Origin of the sequence: Micromonospora sp. L31 (genome assembly GCF_052068075.1) — a bacterium.
GTDB classification, from domain to species: domain Bacteria; phylum Actinomycetota; class Actinomycetes; order Mycobacteriales; family Micromonosporaceae; genus Micromonospora; species Micromonospora purpureochromogenes.
This window is the reverse complement of record NZ_JBQHDC010000004.1, coordinates 552,745-567,818: the sequence shown is the minus strand read 5'-3', so window position 1 is coordinate 567,818 and position 15,074 is coordinate 552,745. Positions and strand designations below refer to the sequence as shown.

General features: G+C 74.4%; 13 protein-coding genes. 6 read left to right on the top strand and 7 right to left on the bottom strand.

The annotated features are described in order from the left end of the window. Positions 1-190: 190 nt before the first annotated feature. Positions 191-1,672, bottom strand: a complete 1,482-nt coding sequence (locus tag ACTMS9_RS15255; protein ID WP_441146779.1) for an aminopeptidase P family protein — start codon at positions 1,670-1,672, stop codon at positions 191-193. Between the two features lie 110 nt (positions 1,673-1,782). Here ACTMS9_RS15255 and asnB point away from each other — a divergent pair, with 110 nt between their 5' ends. Beyond that, positions 1,783-3,744, top strand: a complete 1,962-nt coding sequence (asnB, locus tag ACTMS9_RS15250) for an asparagine synthase (glutamine-hydrolyzing) (RefSeq protein WP_441165251.1) — start codon at positions 1,783-1,785, stop codon at positions 3,742-3,744. Positions 3,745-3,867: 123 nt separating this feature from the next. On the opposite strand, the gene ACTMS9_RS15245 is transcribed toward asnB, so the two are convergent. Then, positions 3,868-4,947: a lytic polysaccharide monooxygenase auxiliary activity family 9 protein gene (locus ACTMS9_RS15245; protein ID WP_441165250.1), complete on the bottom strand. Its 1,080-nt coding sequence runs from the start codon at positions 4,945-4,947 to the stop codon at positions 3,868-3,870. A gap of 337 nt (positions 4,948-5,284) precedes the next feature. Between ACTMS9_RS15245 and ACTMS9_RS15240 the strand changes: the two genes are divergently transcribed. After that, positions 5,285-6,217, top strand: a complete 933-nt coding sequence (locus ACTMS9_RS15240; protein ID WP_441146773.1) for a PfkB family carbohydrate kinase — start codon at positions 5,285-5,287, stop codon at positions 6,215-6,217. Positions 6,218-6,349: 132 nt separating this feature from the next. On the opposite strand, the gene ACTMS9_RS15235 is transcribed toward ACTMS9_RS15240, so the two are convergent. Beyond that, complete coding sequence (locus tag ACTMS9_RS15235; RefSeq protein ID WP_441146771.1) at positions 6,350-7,180, bottom strand: MBL fold metallo-hydrolase; 831 nt, start codon at positions 7,178-7,180, stop codon at positions 6,350-6,352. Further along, positions 7,177-7,581 (bottom strand): thioesterase family protein, encoded by a 405-nt coding sequence (locus ACTMS9_RS15230; RefSeq protein ID WP_441146769.1) that lies wholly within the window; start codon positions 7,579-7,581, stop codon positions 7,177-7,179. Before ACTMS9_RS15230 ends, ACTMS9_RS15235 begins: the two co-directional genes overlap by 4 nt. A gap of 157 nt (positions 7,582-7,738) precedes the next feature. On the opposite strand from ACTMS9_RS15230, the gene ACTMS9_RS15225 reads away from it, so the two are divergent. Then, the gene (locus ACTMS9_RS15225) at positions 7,739-8,848 is read left to right on the top strand and encodes a phosphatase PAP2 family protein (protein ID WP_441146767.1); all 1,110 of its coding nucleotides are present in this window, start codon (positions 7,739-7,741) and stop codon (positions 8,846-8,848) included. 107 nt (positions 8,849-8,955) lie between these two features. Here ACTMS9_RS15225 and ACTMS9_RS15220 read toward each other — a convergent pair whose 3' ends face one another. The 3 genes from ACTMS9_RS15220 to ACTMS9_RS15210 form a co-directional block, all read right to left on the bottom strand. After that, the gene (locus ACTMS9_RS15220; protein ID WP_441165249.1) at positions 8,956-10,350 is read right to left on the bottom strand and encodes a PH domain-containing protein; all 1,395 of its coding nucleotides are present in this window, start codon (positions 10,348-10,350) and stop codon (positions 8,956-8,958) included. A gap of 443 nt (positions 10,351-10,793) precedes the next feature. Continuing rightward, entirely contained in the window at positions 10,794-11,321 is a 528-nt protein-coding gene (locus ACTMS9_RS15215; RefSeq protein WP_441146841.1) for a PH domain-containing protein, read from the bottom strand. A 13-nt stretch (positions 11,322-11,334) separates the two neighbouring features. Next, entirely contained in the window at positions 11,335-11,565 is a 231-nt protein-coding gene (locus ACTMS9_RS15210; protein ID WP_088961310.1) for a hypothetical protein, read from the bottom strand. A gap of 238 nt (positions 11,566-11,803) precedes the next feature. On the opposite strand from ACTMS9_RS15210, the gene ACTMS9_RS15205 reads away from it, so the two are divergent. Genes ACTMS9_RS15205 through ACTMS9_RS15195 form a run of 3 tightly spaced genes read left to right on the top strand, consistent with a single transcriptional unit; the run spans position 11,804 to position 14,855 of the window. Beyond that, entirely contained in the window at positions 11,804-12,925 is a 1,122-nt protein-coding gene (locus ACTMS9_RS15205) for an AAA family ATPase (protein WP_441146763.1), read from the top strand. After that, complete coding sequence (locus tag ACTMS9_RS15200; RefSeq protein ID WP_441165266.1) at positions 12,904-13,908, top strand: DUF58 domain-containing protein; 1,005 nt, start codon at positions 12,904-12,906, stop codon at positions 13,906-13,908. The genes ACTMS9_RS15205 and ACTMS9_RS15200 overlap by 22 nt, the downstream gene beginning before the upstream one ends. Next, the gene (locus ACTMS9_RS15195) at positions 13,905-14,855 is read left to right on the top strand and encodes a VWA domain-containing protein (RefSeq protein WP_280838282.1); all 951 of its coding nucleotides are present in this window, start codon (positions 13,905-13,907) and stop codon (positions 14,853-14,855) included. Before ACTMS9_RS15200 ends, ACTMS9_RS15195 begins: the two co-directional genes overlap by 4 nt. The last annotated feature ends 219 nt before the right edge of the window (positions 14,856-15,074 follow it).

Below are 15,074 nucleotides of genomic sequence, written 5' to 3'. Positions count from 1 at the left end.
GGATCCTCGCGACGCGGACGTATCTGAGAAAACCCCGCATTTCCCTCACATTGGTCGGGTGGGTGCAGCGGGGCGCAGGTCGTGAAGAAGGTGGTGAGCAGCGCAAACAGCGGCGGGCCCCGCCACCGGTGCCGCGACGACGGAAACGTCGCAGACACCGGCGGCGGGGCCCGCCGGGGGTCGTACCGGGTCAGCCGGGCAGGCGCGGACCCGCCTCACGCTGCTCGGCGAGCCAGGTCTCCACCTCGTCCGAGCGGCGGGGCAGACCGGCCGACAGGTTCACCGCGCCGGTCGCGGTGACCAGGATGTCGTCCTCGATCCGCACGCCGATGCCGCGCAGCTCCTCGGGGACCAGCTCGTCCTCGGGCTGGAAGTACAGCCCCGGCTCGACGGTCAGCACGTAGCCCTCGCCGAGCGGGCCGTCGCGGTAGTGCTCCTTGCGCGCGTTGGCGCAGTCGTGCACGTCGATGCCGAGCATGTGGCTGGTGCCGTGCAGCGTCCACCGGCGGTAGACCGTCGACGCCGGGTCCATCGCCTCGTCCACGCTCACCGGGAGCAGGCCGAGGTCCTTGAGCGCCTCGGCGAGGACGCGCATCGCGGTCAGGTGGACCTCCCGGAACGCCACCCCGGGCTTGATGATGTCGATGCCGGCCTGCTGGGCGGCGTACACCGCGTCGTAGACCTGGCGCTGCAACGGGGTGAACCGGCCGTCGACCGGCAGCACCCGGGTGACGTCGGCGGTGTAGAGGTTGCGGTTCTCCACGCCCATGTCCATCAGCAGCAGCTCACCCGGACGGGTGGCGCCGTGGTTGTGCACCCAGTGCAGGATCGTGGCGTGCTCGCCGGCCCCGACGATCGAGCCGTACCCGACGTCGTTGCCGTCGTGCCGGGCGCGCAGCGCGAAGATCCCCTCCAGCAGCCGCTCGGAGACCCCGCGGTCGGCCGGCAGCCCTCGGGCCACGTCCTCGAAGCCGCGTACGGTCGCGTCGACGGCGTCCTGGAGCTGGGCGATCTCCCACTCGTCCTTGACCAGCTTCAGCTCGGAGATCGCGATGGCCAGCTCGCGGTCGCGGGCCGGCTGGCCGTCGGCGCGGGGGCCGTCCCAGGGCCGCACGGCCGCGTCCACCCGGGCGTCGAAACCGCGCAACACCCGGGTACGCCCCGGCGCCAGCCCGGCCAGCGCCGCGTCCAGCTCGGTGAGGTCCTCGGTCGGCAGGCCCAGCTCGGTCGACTTCTCCGACAGGGTGTGCCGCCGGCCGACCCACAGCTCGCCGTGGCGGCTGCGGAAGAACTCGTCGGTCTTCCGCGAGGACCGGGGCCGCATGTACAGCGTGGCGTCGTGCCCGGAGCCGTTCGGGCGCAGCACGAGCACGCTGTCCGGGTCGTGGTCGCCGGTCAGGTAGACGAAGTCGCTGCCCGGCCGGAACGGGTGGTCGGTGTCGTTGGCGCGTACCTTCTCGGTGCCGGTCGGGATGACCAGCGTCTCGCCCGGGAAGGCCGCCGAGAGTGCGGCCCGGCGCTTGGCGTGGTTGGGGACCTCGGGGCGCGGGCCGACCGGCAGCGTGGTGTCCCGCCAGCCCTGGCGCATGAAGTCCAGGAACGCCTGCGGGAAGTCCGGGTCGTGCGACTCGGTGCCGTCCGCCGGCTTTCCGCTCGTCCGGTCCTCGGTCATGGTCCGCTCCCTCCGCCTCGTTGCTGGTCCAGACGGTACCCGGCCGGTCCCGGCCGGAAGAGCCTGCGGTGCCGCGACGGCCGCTTCACACGCGTGGAAAGATGACCACCATGTGCGGACTCCTGGCCTTCTTCAGTGCGCGCGGCGACGCCGCCGCTCACCGCGACAACATCGCCGGGGCGTTGGAATGCCTGCACCACCGCGGCCCGGACGAGACCGGTGTCGAGGTGGTCGGGGACGCCTCCGGCCGGTACGCGGACGGGGTGTTCGCGCACAAGCGCCTGGCGATCATCGACGTGGCCTCCAGCCACGAACCGCTGCCGTACGCCGACGGCCGCTACCTGCTCACCTTCAACGGTGAGATCTACAACTACATCGAGCTGCGCGACGAGCTGGTGCGCACCTACGGCGCCCAGTTCGCCACCGCCGGCGACGGCGAGGTGATCGTCGCCGGCTACCACTACTGGGGCGAGCAGGTGCTCACCCGGCTGCGCGGCATGTTCGCCTTCGTCATCTGGGACCGGCAGGAGCGGCGTGCCTTCGGCGCCCGCGACTACTTCGGCATCAAGCCGCTGCACTACCTGGAGACCGCCGACGGGCTCTACCTCGCCTCGGAGAAGAAGGCGCTGCTGCCCTTCGCGCACTCGAACTACGAGGGCGACGCCGGCATCGACTCGGCCAGCCTGAGCCACTACCTGACCCTCCAGTACGTCCCGGAACCCGGCACCCTGCACAAGGGGATCCGGCGGATCGGCTCGGGGGAGTACCTGACCTGGAGCCCGGGCGGGCGCATCGACGTGCGCCGGTGGTACCGCCCGGTGTTCCGGCCCGCCCCGGTCACCGACGAGCAGCGGCTCTACCAGGAGATCCGGGAGACGCTGCGGGAGAGCGTCCGGATGCACATGCGCTCGGACGTGCCGGTCGGCTCGTTCCTGTCCAGCGGGATCGACTCGACCGCGGTGGTGGCCCTGGCCCGGGAGTTCAACCCGAACATCCTCACCTTCACCGTCGGGTACGACGTGCCCGGCTACTCCGAGATCGACGTGGCCCAGGAGTCGGCCCGGCACCTCGACGTGACCACCATCCCGACCAAGATCGGGCCGCAGGACATGATCGACGCCCTGCCGAAGATCGTCTGGCACCTGGACGACCCGGTGGCCGACCCGGCGCTGGTGCCGCTCTACTTCGTGGCCAAGAAGGCCGCCGAGCACGTCACGGTGGTCCTCTCCGGCGAGGGCGCGGACGAGTTCTTCGGCGGGTACACGATCTACCGGGAGCCGCTCTCCCTCGGCGCGGTCAACGGTCTGCCGGACGGGGTGCAGAAGGGTCTGCGCGCGGTCTCCAAGGCGATCCCGCAGGGGGTCAAGGGCAAGAGCTTCCTGGAGCGCGGCACCACTCCGATCGAGCAGCGCTACTACGGCAACGCCCGGATGTTCACCGAGGAGGAGAAGCAGCACCTGCTGCGCCGCTACGACCCCTCGGTCCGCTACACCGACGTGACCGCGCCGATCTACGCCGAGTGCACCGAGCTCGACGACGTCACCAAGATGCAGTACGTCGACCTCTACACCTGGCTGCGCGGCGACATCCTGGTCAAGGCCGACCGGATCTCGATGGCCCACTCGCTGGAGGTGCGGGTGCCCTTCCTCGACCGGGCGGTCTTCGACGTGGCCGCCGGCATCCCGGTCGACCTGAAGCTCCCGCCCCGCTCGGACGCCACCAAGTACGCCATGCGCCAGGCGTTGCAGGGCGTGGTGCCGCCGGCCATCGTCAACCGCAAGAAGCTGGGCTTCCCGACCCCGACCCGGGTCTGGCTGCGCGGCGAGATGTACGAGTGGGCCCGGCACGTGCTGGCCACCTCCGGCGCGGGCGACCTGATCGACCTGTCGTACGCGCTGCGGCTGCTGGACGAGCACAAGCGCGAGGAGGCGGACCACTCCCGCAAGGTGTGGACCGTGCTGATCTTCTGCATCTGGCACGCCATCTTCGTGGCCAAGACCCTCGACCCCGGCATCCAGCGCAACCAGTCCGCCCTGCTCACCAAGCCCGTGGTCGGCTCCATGGTCCGCTGACGGCCGGGCCCGGCGCGCCCGGGGCGCGCCACCGCCGTTGATCAAGAGGTTTGCGTCGACCGGAGTCCGCTCCGGCGACGCAAGCCTCTTGATCGTTTCAGCGGCCCGTCGGTGGGCGGGAGGTCAGCGGCCGGAGCAGGTGACGGTGGGCAGGGTGTTGGCGCCGGTGGTGGTCGCGGTGAAGCCGAACGTGGTGGTGCCCTCGGGGGCGATCGTGCCGTTCCAGGCCGCGTTGGCGACCGTCACCGCCGATCCGGAGGAGTTCACCGTGCCGTTCCAGAGGCTGCTGATCGACTGACCGCTGGGCCACGTCCAGCTGGCCACCCAGCCGCCGTACGTCCGGGCGCTGTGATTCATGATCATGACCTCGCCCTGGAACCCGCCGGGCCAGGAGTTGAGCACCTTGTAGACCGCCATGCAGTCGCCGCCCGGCGGCGGCGTGGTCGGGCTCGGCGACGGCGTGGTGGGGCTCGGCGGCGGTGTGGTGCCGCCGCCGGAACCGACCCCGGTCACCTCGCCGTTGCCCCCGTCGAAGGTGACGTCCGAGCAGCCGAAGAAGTTCTCCTGGCTGTCCGAGCGGACCCAGCGGGAGTAGACGATGTGCCGCCCGCTCTTGCCGGAGGGCAGGTTGCCGCTGAAGTAGTAGTGCCCGTCGTTGGTGCCGACCGCGCCGCGCTGCGGCGGGTTGGTCACCGTCAGGAAGGGCTGCTCCTCCAGGTCGCTCCAGGCCAGCGGTCGGGTCGGGCTCCAGCTGTCCTTCGTGACGTAGAAGTAGAACGTGCCCGGGTGGTGGGCCCAGTTGCTGTAGCGGAAGTCCAGCCGCGCCCCGGCGGTCAGGTGGGTCACCGGCCAGTCGGTGCGGGCCAGGTCGTACCCGGCGAAACCGGGGTTGCCGCCGCTGCACAGCTTGCCGTCGGGGATGAAGCCGACGGTCCGGCCGCCGGCGTCGGAGCGGAGCACGCTGAACCAGTTGTAGAGGGAGTTGGCGCCGCTCTGCGCGACCGCCGCCGAGCAGGCCGGGTTGACCGGCCTGATCTCGCCGGTCGGGCTGAGGCCGTCCTTCCAGCACAGGTAGGTCCGGCTGCCCGGAGTCATCGCCGCGCCGTGCGCGGCGGCCGGATCTGGACCGGAGGTCAGGGCGACGGCGCCCAGGGCGAGGGTGGCGGCCGCGGTGAGCAGCGCGGCCGTACGGGAACGGATCACGAGGTTCTCCTGACCCGCGGGGCGGCGCGACGGCCGGCCCCGCTGTGACGAGCGGATGCGACGATCGCGGCGTCACGGCCGGCGGCCCGGGAATCGGAAGGGCCGGATGGCCGCGCACCGCCCTCGGTCCGCGTCCCGCGGACCGGTGCCCTCGCGTCGGCTCCAGCTCGGCGCCGGTGGTGCGGCAGCCCCCGCACCGGCCCGGCACGCGTCATCCCACCACGCCCCGGCGACCCGGCGCAATAGGCGTTGCTCGATACGTGGAGACGGGGCTTCGCGCCCGCCGTGGCGGGCACTGTGCCAGCCTGGTACGAAGCGACGGACGCTGGGAGGCGACGTGGGATACGCGGTGGTGCTCGGTGAGGCGCTGGTCGACCTGCTCGACGCCGAGTGCGAGGGCCGGCCGGTCTTCCGGCAGGAGATCGGCGGTGGCCCGCTCAACGTCGCCGTCGGGGTGTCCCGGCTCGGCGGCGCGGCCGAGTTCGTCGGGTCGTTCGGCGACGACGTGCTGGCCGGCCGGATCCGCGCCTTCCTCGCCGACGCCGGCGTCGGGCTGGCCGGCGCCGTCGCCGTCGGGGTGCCCACCACCCTCGCGGTCACCACGCACGCCGGGGCCGAGCCCGACTTCCGCTTCTACGGCGAGCCGCCCTCGTACGGCCTGCTCACCGCCGACAATCTGGACCTGGCCCTGATCGAGGGCGCCGACGTGCTCTACTGCGGGTCGATCGTGCTGCTCTGCCCGCCGGTGCTCGCCGCCGCGCGGCACGCCTGGTCGCTCGCCACCGGCCTGCGGGTGTTCGACCCCAACGTGCGGCCCCGGCTGCTGAACGGTGCGTCGACGCTGGACGGGCTGCGGGAGGTGGTCGCGGAGTTCGCCGCCGGGGCGCACCTGGTCAAGCTGAGCGAGGCCGACGCCGCGCTGCTCTACCCGCGCGAGCCGGTCGAGGGGGTCGCGGCGTACCTGCGCGAGCTGGGGGCGGGCACCGTCGTGGTCACCCTCGGCGCGGCCGGTGCGATCGTCGCGGCCGGCCCCGACCCGGTACGCGTGCCCGCGCCGAAGGTGCGCGCCGTCGACGCCACCGGCGCGGGCGACTCGGTGATGGCGGCGCTCATCGCCGACCTGCTGGTCGACGGGGAGCCGGCCGAGCCGACCGACTGGCACCAGCGGGTGGCGTTCGCGCTGCGGGTCGCCGGCCTGGTCTGCGAGTCGCCCGGCGGGGCGGTGTCGATGCCCACCCGCGCCGAGGTGCTGGCCCGTTTCGTCGACTGAGCCGGCACTGGCCGCCCTCGACCCCGCCGTCCGCGCCGCCGTTCCGGCCCTGGACCGCCTCCTGGCCACCCTCCGCGCCACGGACCGACCGGCGCTCGGCGGTGGGCCGTCGCGGCCCGGGACGGCCGGGCGTCAGGGGGTGCCGTTGAGCTCGGCGTAGCCGCGGCGGGCGGCGATCAGGGCGGGTCGGGCGCCGAAGGGCGCCTCGGCGGCGACCCGCTCGGGCGGGGCACTGCCGGTGTGGGCGGCGCGGATCAGCCAGGCCAGGTCGACCAGCTGGCGGTGCTGGGCCCGGACGAACTCGGCGTCGACCGGGTCGCCGTGCCCGGGCACGACCACCGTCGCGGGCGTGGTGAGCCGCAGCAGCTCGGCCACCGCGTCCGGCCACTGCAACGGGTACGAGTCCTCGAAGGCGGGCGGCCCGCTCTGCTCCACCAGGTCCCCGGCGACCAGCACGTCGGCGTCGGGCACGTGCACCACCAGGTCGGCGTCGGTGTGCCCGCGCCCCGGGTGACGCAGCACCACCCGGCGGCCCCCGACGTCGAGCACCGCCTCGGTGAGCACGGTGTGCGTCGGGGCGAGCAGCTCCGTCCCGGCCACCTCGGCGGCGAACTCCGGCCGCTCGCCCCGCAGCTCCTCGTACGCCTCCCGGCGCAGCGCGTCCGGCCGCTCGCGCAGCGCGGCGGCGGCCAGCTCGTGGGCGTACACCGGGCGGGGTGGATCGGCGGCGAGGGTGGCGTTGCCGAAGCAGTGGTCGTAGTGGTGGTGGGTGTTGACCAGCGTCCACGGATGGCCGGTGACCGCCCGGGCCGCCGCGGCCAGCTCGGCGGCCTGCCCGGCGGTGGAGAGGCTGTCCACCAGCAACGCCTCTCCGTCACCGACGACCAGGGTGACGTTGACGTCGAGCACCGGCTCGCGCAGCACGTGGACCCGGTCGGCGACCTCCACGAACCGGAGGGTCATGACACCCGCGCCGCGCGCGCCACGAAGCGCTGCCGGTCGACCAGCGCCCGCTCCACCCGGCCCTCGGCCACCGTCTCGGCACCGTCGGTGACGGTGACCTCGAACACCAGCCGCCGCCCGGCGACCTCGGCCAGCCGGGCCTGCGCCACCACCGTCCGCCCGACCGGTGTCGCCGCGCGGTGCTCCAGCTCCACCCGGCTGCCCACGGTCGTCGAGCCGGCCGGCAGGTGGGTGGCGGTGGCCGCGACGGTGGCCGCCTCGGCGAGGGCGAGCAACCGGGGTGTGCCGAGCACCGGCACGTCGCCGGAGCCCACCGCCTGCGCGGTGTCGGCGTCGGTGACGGTCAGCTCGACCCGGGCGGTCAGCCCGGTCGGGAAGGGGTTGTCCGACTGCTCCTGCATGGGCTCAGCGTAGGTGTTCGGCGGCGGCCCCGGCCACGACGACGGCGAACCGGACCACCCGCCGCCGGGCGGCCGGCGCGGCGGCCCGCGGTGGCCGGGCGGGCAGGGGGGCAGCCGGCCCGGTGGTCCCCGTCAGCCGCCGTTAACCTTGACCGCGATGGCCGTCGTGACTGACCCCCAGCCCCCCGCCCCCACCGGACCGACCGTGTCCGCCGACGGCGGGCGTCGCCGCGTGATCGCCATGGCGGTCTGGGGCGCCGCCTTCGTCGTCGCCTGGCTGGCCATCGGCCTGCCGACCGACCCGGCGTACGCGTTCGTCTGGATCTGGGCGGCGACGATCGCCTGGAACTCGTCCCGTCCGTGGCGCAGCCACCTGCACTTCGCCCGGGACTGGGTGCCGGTGGTGCTGCTGCTGGCCGCGTACAACCTCTCCCGGGGCTTCGCCGACAACGGGGCGACCCCGCACGCCTACGAGTTGATCGTCGCCGACCGGGTGATGTTCGGCTGGGCCACCGGCGGCGAGGTGCCGACGGTCTGGCTCCAGGAGCACCTCTACCGGCCCGACGTGCAGTGGTGGGACGTCCTGGCCAGTTGGGTCTACTTCTCCCACTTCGTGGTGGCGCTGGCCGCCGCCGCGGTGCTCTGGTTGCGTGACCGGGGCCGGTGGGCGGCGTTCATGCGGCGCTGGGGGTTCCTCTGCGCCACCGGGCTGGTCACCTACTTCCTCTACCCGGCCGCCCCGCCCTGGTGGGCGGCGCAGAACGGCCTGCTCACCGAGGTCGCCCGGATCTCCACCCGGGGTTGGAAGGCGTTCGGCATGCACGGTGCCGGCAACCTGCTCAACGCCGGGCAGATCGCCAGCAACCCGGTCGCCGCGATGCCGTCGCTGCACACCGCGTTCGCCCTGTTCGTCGTGCTGTTCTTCCTCCGGGCCACCCGGAAGCGGTGGTGGCCGCTGCTGCTGGCGTACCCGCTGGCGATGACCTTCACCCTGGTCTACTGCGGCGAGCACTACGTGATCGACGTGCTGGTCGGCTGGGCGTACGTGGGGATGACCTTCCTGGTGGTCGGGCTCGCCGAGCGCTGGTGGGCGGCCCACCGGGCCCGCCGCCCGCTGGCGGCCCCGCCGACCACGGCCACCCCGGCGGCGGTCTCCCCGGTCACGGCCCGGCCGATCGCCGCCCAGCGGGTCGCCGTCGAGTCGGCCGTCGCCGAGCGGGCCAGCGCGCCGGCCGGGCAGTCGGCGGAGCAGCGCGCCGGCCGCTGAGCCGGCAGCGAACGCGCCGCGCCACTCGTCGCACCGTCAGCGGGGACGTGTCGAGCCACTCGCCCCGACCGTCAACGGGGGACGGGCCGCGCCACTCGCCCGGACCGTCAGCGGGTGCGCCGTGCGGCGTGCGCCCGGGCGATCAGCTCCGCGGCGAGCGCCCACGCCTCGGTCAGGTCCCGGTCGTGCGCCGCGGCGCCCGAACCGCCCGCGGTGTCGGCGTGCACCGTCGCCAGCCGCAGCCGCCGCTGCGCCGGCCCCTGCACCACCCGCACGCTCTGGATCCGGGCGTACGGCACGATCGCCAGCTGCCGGGTCAGCAGACCGGAGCGGACGGCGAAGACGCGCTCGCCCAGCCCGGCACCGAGCGCCCGTACGCTGAGCGGCCGCAGCCAGCGGGCCCGGGCCGGCGGGGGCGTCAGCGGCAGGGCGGTCAGCCGCACCCCGGGCAGCACCTCGGCGACGATCTCCTCGCCGGTACGCAGGTCGCCGACGGGCAGCAGCCGGTCCGGCCGGTTCCGGTCGTCCTGCTCGCCACCGGAGTAGCCGGCCACCTCCAGCCGCAGCCGCAGCCAGCCCTTCATCCGCCAGAGCAGCGGCCAGGTCACCCCGACCGTCTGCACCCGGTCCAGCGGCACGGTCTGCACCCGGGTCTCCAGCAGGCCGTTGCGGACGCGCAGGCGGTCCTCCTCCCGGTCCAGCCGGAAGCTCCAGTCGTCGAGCACCCGGCGGACCGGTTGCAGGATCACGCCGGCCATCGCGGTCAGCGTGCTGGCCACCGCGATGAACGACCAGGAGCCCTGGGAGAGGAACTGGGCCGCCACGAAGACCAGGCCGAACGGGAGCAGGAACGCCTGCGGGGTGAGCAGCTGGCTGACCAGCAGGTCGGTGTTGCGGACGGCGTGCAGCGGACGGCCGGCCGGCTCCGGTGGCACCCCGGCGCGTGCGACGGCCGGCGCGACCTCCCCGCCGGCGGCCCGACCCGCCACGGCGAGCAGCCGCTGCCGCAGGGCCTCCGCCTCGGCCACGCCGAGGTACGCCAGCGGCGCCTCGGTCTTGCCGCCGCCGACCACCTCCAGCCGCAGCTCGGCCAGGCCGGTGAGCTGGGCGAGCAGCGGCCGGACCACCTCCACCGCCTGCAACCGCTCCAACGGGATCGCCCGGGTACGCCGCCAGAGCAGCCCCTCGTGCACCCGCAGCTCCCGCCCGACGATGTGGTAGCCGGTGTTCCACCAGCTGATCACCGCCAGCACGGTCGCGCCCAGCGCGAGCACCACCACCATCCCGGCGAACACCCCGAAGCCCACCCGGGACAGGGTCGACCAGGACAGGCCCGCGATCACCACGACCAGGGACTTCGCCCCGTGCAGCACCGGGCTGAGCGGGTGCAGCCGCTGCCGCGGCTCCTCCCCGGCCGGGCCGGGCACGGGGGGAGACCCGGGTGTGCCGGGCGGCGGGGCGTGGGCGGGCGCGCCGGGTACCGGGCCGTGACCCCCGGGCACGGGACCGTATCCGGGCGGCGGGCCGTGTCCGGGCGGCGGGCCGTGTCCGGGCGGCGGGCCGTGTCCGGGCGGCGGGCCGTATCCCGGCGGCGCGGGCGCAGGGCCGTGTCCGGGTGGGCCGGGTGCCGGGGCGGGCGCCGGTTGGCCGAAGGTGGAGCCGTATTCGGGGTGGCCCGATGTCGGACCGTGCTCCGGTGGGCCAGGCGTAGGGCCGTGGACCGGCGGGCCGGATGTCGGGCTGTGTGCCGGTGGGCCGGAGACCGCGGCGTGGAGCGGTGGGCCGGATGTCGGGCTGTGTGCCGGTGGGCCGGAGACGGGGCCGGGTCCGGGTGGGCCGGAGACCGGCTCGGGTCCGGGTGGGGCGGCCGGTGCGGACGGCTCCGACGGGGCCGGCGCGGGGCCGGTGTCGGGCCGGGCCGGTTCCGGCCCGCGCGGCCCGTCGTTCACAGCCCCTCCGCGCGGTCTTCGCCCAGCGCGGTGAGCCGGTCGCGCAGCCGGGCCGCCTCCTGCGGCCGCAGGCCGGGCACCCGGGCGTCGCTGGCCGCGGCGGCGGTGTGCAGCTGCACGGTGGCCAGGCGGAACGCCCGCTCCAGCGGCCCGGCGCTGACGTCGACGAACTGCATCCGCGAGTACGGCACGATGGAGAGCCGCCGGACCACCAGCCCGTGCCGGACCAGCAGGTCGTTCTCGCGCTCGGCGTAGCCCCAGGCGTGGACGGCCCGGACGATCGCCACCGCCCGCCAGGCGCCGAGCAGCAGCACCAGCCCCAACGCGACGCCGAAGGCCCAGTGACCGCTGAGCGCCCAGCCGAGGCCGAGACCGGCCAGCAGCACGGCCAGCACCATCGCGAGCCGGAGCAGTTCCACCCAGATCAGGTCGCCGGAGATCCGCTGCCACCGGACGGTGTCCGGCCAGGGTTCCAGGGCGCTGACCGGACGCTGAGGTGGCTCGGCGCCGGTCACCGGGAAGATCCGCTCTGCGCGCTCACCGTTCGAGCGTATGCGATCCCGGCAGTGGTGCGACCTCGCGCAGGAAGCCGCGCGCGTCGAGGAAGTCGCCGAGGGACGTCCGGTGCTGCGGGCAGGCCAGCCAGGTCTTGCGCCGCTCAGGGTCGTGCAGGCGGGGATTGTTCCAGCGCAGCGCCCAGACGGCGGGAGCGCGGCAGCCACGGGCCGAACAGATCGGTGCCTCGTCGGCGGTGCTGGAGTCGGTCACCCGGGGCAGTCTAGGCCGGGGTGCCGGAAGTTTGAGCGCCGGGCGACCACGGGGGGAGCCGCCCGGCGACGGGGTGAATCGTACACGCGCCGGACCCCTGTGTGTCCACCCTCGTTCAGCGATTCGGCGAACGGGACGGCGCGGCGGAAATCGGCTTCTCCCTCCATCGGCTCTCAGCCAGGCATGGGAGTCTTGACACGCACCACGCCGCGACGACCGATCATGCTGTGGAGGACCGGTGGCCCAGCCGACCACGCCCGACGCCCCGACCCCGAACGGGTCGGCCCCCGAGACGCCCACGCCGGTGAGCACACCGGTGAGCACGCCGGCGGAGGATGCCAGCCTGCTGGAACGGGCGCTGTTCGAGATCAAACGGGTCATCGTCGGCCAGGACCGGATGGTGGAGCGGATGTTCGTCGCGCTCCTCGCCCGCGGTCACTGCCTGCTGGAGGGCGTACCCGGGGTGGCCAAGACGCTGGCGGTGGAGACCCTGGCCAAGGTGGTCGGCGGCGATTTCGCCCGGGTGCAGTTCACCCCGGACCTGGTCCCCGCCGACATCATGGGCACCCGGATCTACCGGCAGTCCAGCGAGAAGTTCGACGTGGAGCTGGGCCCGGTCTTCGTCAACTTCCTCCTCGCCGACGAGATCAACCGGGCTCCGGCGAAGGTGCAGTCCGCGCTGCTGGAGGTGATGAGCGAGCGGCAGGTCTCCATCGGCGGCGAGACGCACCGGGTGCCGAACCCGTTCCTGGTGATGGCCACCCAGAACCCGATCGAGCAGGAGGGCGTCTACCCGCTGCCGGAGGCGCAGCGGGACCGGTTCCTGATGAAGATCGTGGTCGGCTACCCGACCGACGCCGAGGAGCGCGAGATCGTCTACCGGATGGGCGTCGCCCCGCCGGAGCCGGCGCAGGTCTTCACCACCGACGACCTGATCGCCCTGCAGCAGAAGGCCGACCAGGTCTTCGTGCACAACGCGCTGGTCGACTACGCGGTCCGGCTGGTGCTGGCCACCCGTACCCCGGCCGAGCACGGGATGCCCGACGTCGCCCGGTTCATCCAGTACGGCGCCAGCCCACGCGCCTCGCTCGGCCTGGTCCGGGCCACCCGGGCGCTGGCCCTGCTGCGCGGCCGCGACTACGCGCTGCCCCAGGACGTGCAGGACATCGCGCCGGACATCCTCCGGCACCGGCTGGTGCTCAGCTACGACGCGCTCGCCGACGACGTGCCCGCCGACCACGTGGTGCACCGGGTCATGTCGACGATCCCGCTGCCCTCGGTGGCGCCCCGCCAGCAGGCGACCCCGGTGCCGCCGGTCAGCGCGCCGCCCGGCGCCGGCTGGCCCGGGCAGCGGCCGTGACCTCACCCGTGCGCCCGGCCGGCGCCGGCGGCGAGCGGACCGAGGCGGTGCTGTCCCGGTTGCAGCTGCTGGTCACCCGCAAGCTCGACGGCCTGCTCCAGGGCGACTACGCCGGACTGCTGCCCGGCCCGGGCAGCGAGGCGGGGGAGTCGCGGGAGTACCGGCCCGGCGACGACGTACGCCGGATGGACTGGCCGGTCACCGCCCGGACCACCATGCCGCACGTGCGGCGGACGGTGGCCGACCGGGAGCTGGAGACCTGGCTCGCGGTGGACCTGTCGGCGAGCCTCGACTTCGGCACCGGGCGCTGGCTCAAGCGGGAGGTGGTGATCGCCGCGACCGCCGCCCTGACCCACCTGACCGTGCGCGGCGGCAACCGGATCGGCGCGGTGATCGGCACCGGCGCGGAGACCGTGGCGCCCGCCGGCCGGTGGCGCGCCGCCCCGCCGCCGCCCGTCGGGCCGGGCGTGCTCACCCGGGTGCCGGCCCGCTCGGGTCGCCGGGAGGCGCACGCGTTGCTGCGGGCCGTCGCGCACACCCCGGTCCGACCCGGGCGCAGCGACCTGGGCGCGCTGATCGACCTGCTCAACCGCCCGCCACGGCGGCGGGGCCTGGCGGTGGTGATCTCGGATTTCCTCGCGCCGCCGCAGCAGTGGGGCCGGCCGCTGCGTAAGCTGCGGGTCCGGCACGACGTGCTGGCGATCGAGGTGGTCGACCCGCGCGAGTTGGAGCTGCCGGACGTGGGGGTGCTGCCGGTGGTCGACCCGGAGACCGGGGAGCTGCACGAGGTGCAGACCGCCGATCCCCGGCTGCGCCGGCGGTACGCCGAGGCGGCGGCCGCCCAGCGCGAGGCGATTGCCACCGAGCTGCGCGCCGCCGGCGCCGGGCACCTGCGCCTGCGTACCGATCGAGACTGGCTGCTGGACATGGTGCGATTCGTGGCCGCGCAGCGGCACGCTCGCACCCGGGGGACGACGCGATGATCCGTTTTCTGCAACCGTGGTGGCTGCTGGCCCTGCTGCCGGTGCTGGCCCTCGCCGCGCTCTACGTCTGGCGGCAGCGCCACCGCCGGGCGTACGCGATGCGGTTCACCAACGTGGACCTGTTGCGGACCCTGGCGCCGAAGGGCCTGGGCTGGCGGCGGCACGCCGCGGCCACCGCGTTCCTGCTCGCCCTGGTGGCGCTGGCCGCGGGGATGGCCCGCCCGGCGGTGGACACCCGGGAGCCCCTGGAGCGGGCCACCGTCATGCTGGCGATCGACGTCTCACTGTCCATGCAGGCCGACGACGTGGCGCCGAACCGGTTGGAGGCCGCGCAGGAGGCGGCGAAGCAGTTCGTCGGGGAGCTGCCGGAGAGTTACAACCTCGGGCTGGTCTCCTTCGCCAAGTCGGCGAACGTGCTGGTCGCCCCCACCAAGGACCGGGAGGCGGTGACGGCGGCGATCGACGGGCTGACCCTGGCCGAGGCGACCGCCACCGGCGAGGCGGTCTTCACCTGCCTGGAGGCGATCCGCTCGGTCCCGGCCGACGGCACGGCCGGCATTCCGCCGGCCCGGATCGTGCTGCTCTCCGACGGCTTCCGCACGTCGGGCCGGTCGGTGGAGGAGGCCGCCGCGGCGGCGCAGGCGGCCAACGTGCCGGTCTCCACCATCGCCTTCGGCACCGACTCGGGGCAGGTCGACATCAACGGTCAGCCGCAGCGGGTGCCGGTGGACCGGCTGGCGCTGGCGCAGCTGGCCGAGACCACCGAGGGCTACTTCTACGAGGCGGCCTCGGTCTCCGAGCTGAAGCAGGTCTACCAGGACATGGGCAGCTCGATCGGGTTCCGCACCCAGCCGCGCGAGATCACCCAGTGGTACGCGGGGGTGGCCCTGCTGCTCGCGCTCTGCGCCGGCGGGCTGAGCCTGCTCTGGTCGTCCCGGATGCTCTGAGGCCCGTCCGGGGTGCGAGCGGGACCCGTCCGGGGTGCGGGCGGGCGGGACGGGTGGCCGTGCGGCCGGTGGTGGTCAGTGACCGCCGCCGGCCAGGACGAAGACGACGGCCACCCAGACGGCGGCGAGGGTGAAGCCCAGCGGGGCGACGTAACGGCTCATGGACGGCTCCGGGTGGCGGCTGGACGGTCCGCGCGTGCGGGGGCGGACCGCAGGGGT

Excerpts from the sequence above, each read along its gene's own strand:
- ACTMS9_RS15255 (WP_441146779.1), bottom strand. The coding sequence starts at position 1,672 with ATGACCGAGGACCGGACGAGCGGAAAGCCGGCGGACGGCACCGAGTCG.
- asnB (WP_441165251.1), top strand. The coding sequence starts at position 1,783 with ATGTGCGGACTCCTGGCCTTCTTCAGTGCGCGCGGCGACGCCGCCGCT.
- ACTMS9_RS15235 (WP_441146771.1), bottom strand. The coding sequence starts at position 7,180 with ATGACCCTCCGGTTCGTGGAGGTCGCCGACCGGGTCCACGTGCTGCGC.
- ACTMS9_RS15230 (WP_441146769.1), bottom strand. The coding sequence starts at position 7,581 with ATGCAGGAGCAGTCGGACAACCCCTTCCCGACCGGGCTGACCGCCCGG.
- ACTMS9_RS15225 (WP_441146767.1), top strand. The coding sequence starts at position 7,739 with ATGGCCGTCGTGACTGACCCCCAGCCCCCCGCCCCCACCGGACCGACC.
- ACTMS9_RS15195 (WP_280838282.1), top strand. The coding sequence starts at position 13,905 with ATGATCCGTTTTCTGCAACCGTGGTGGCTGCTGGCCCTGCTGCCGGTG.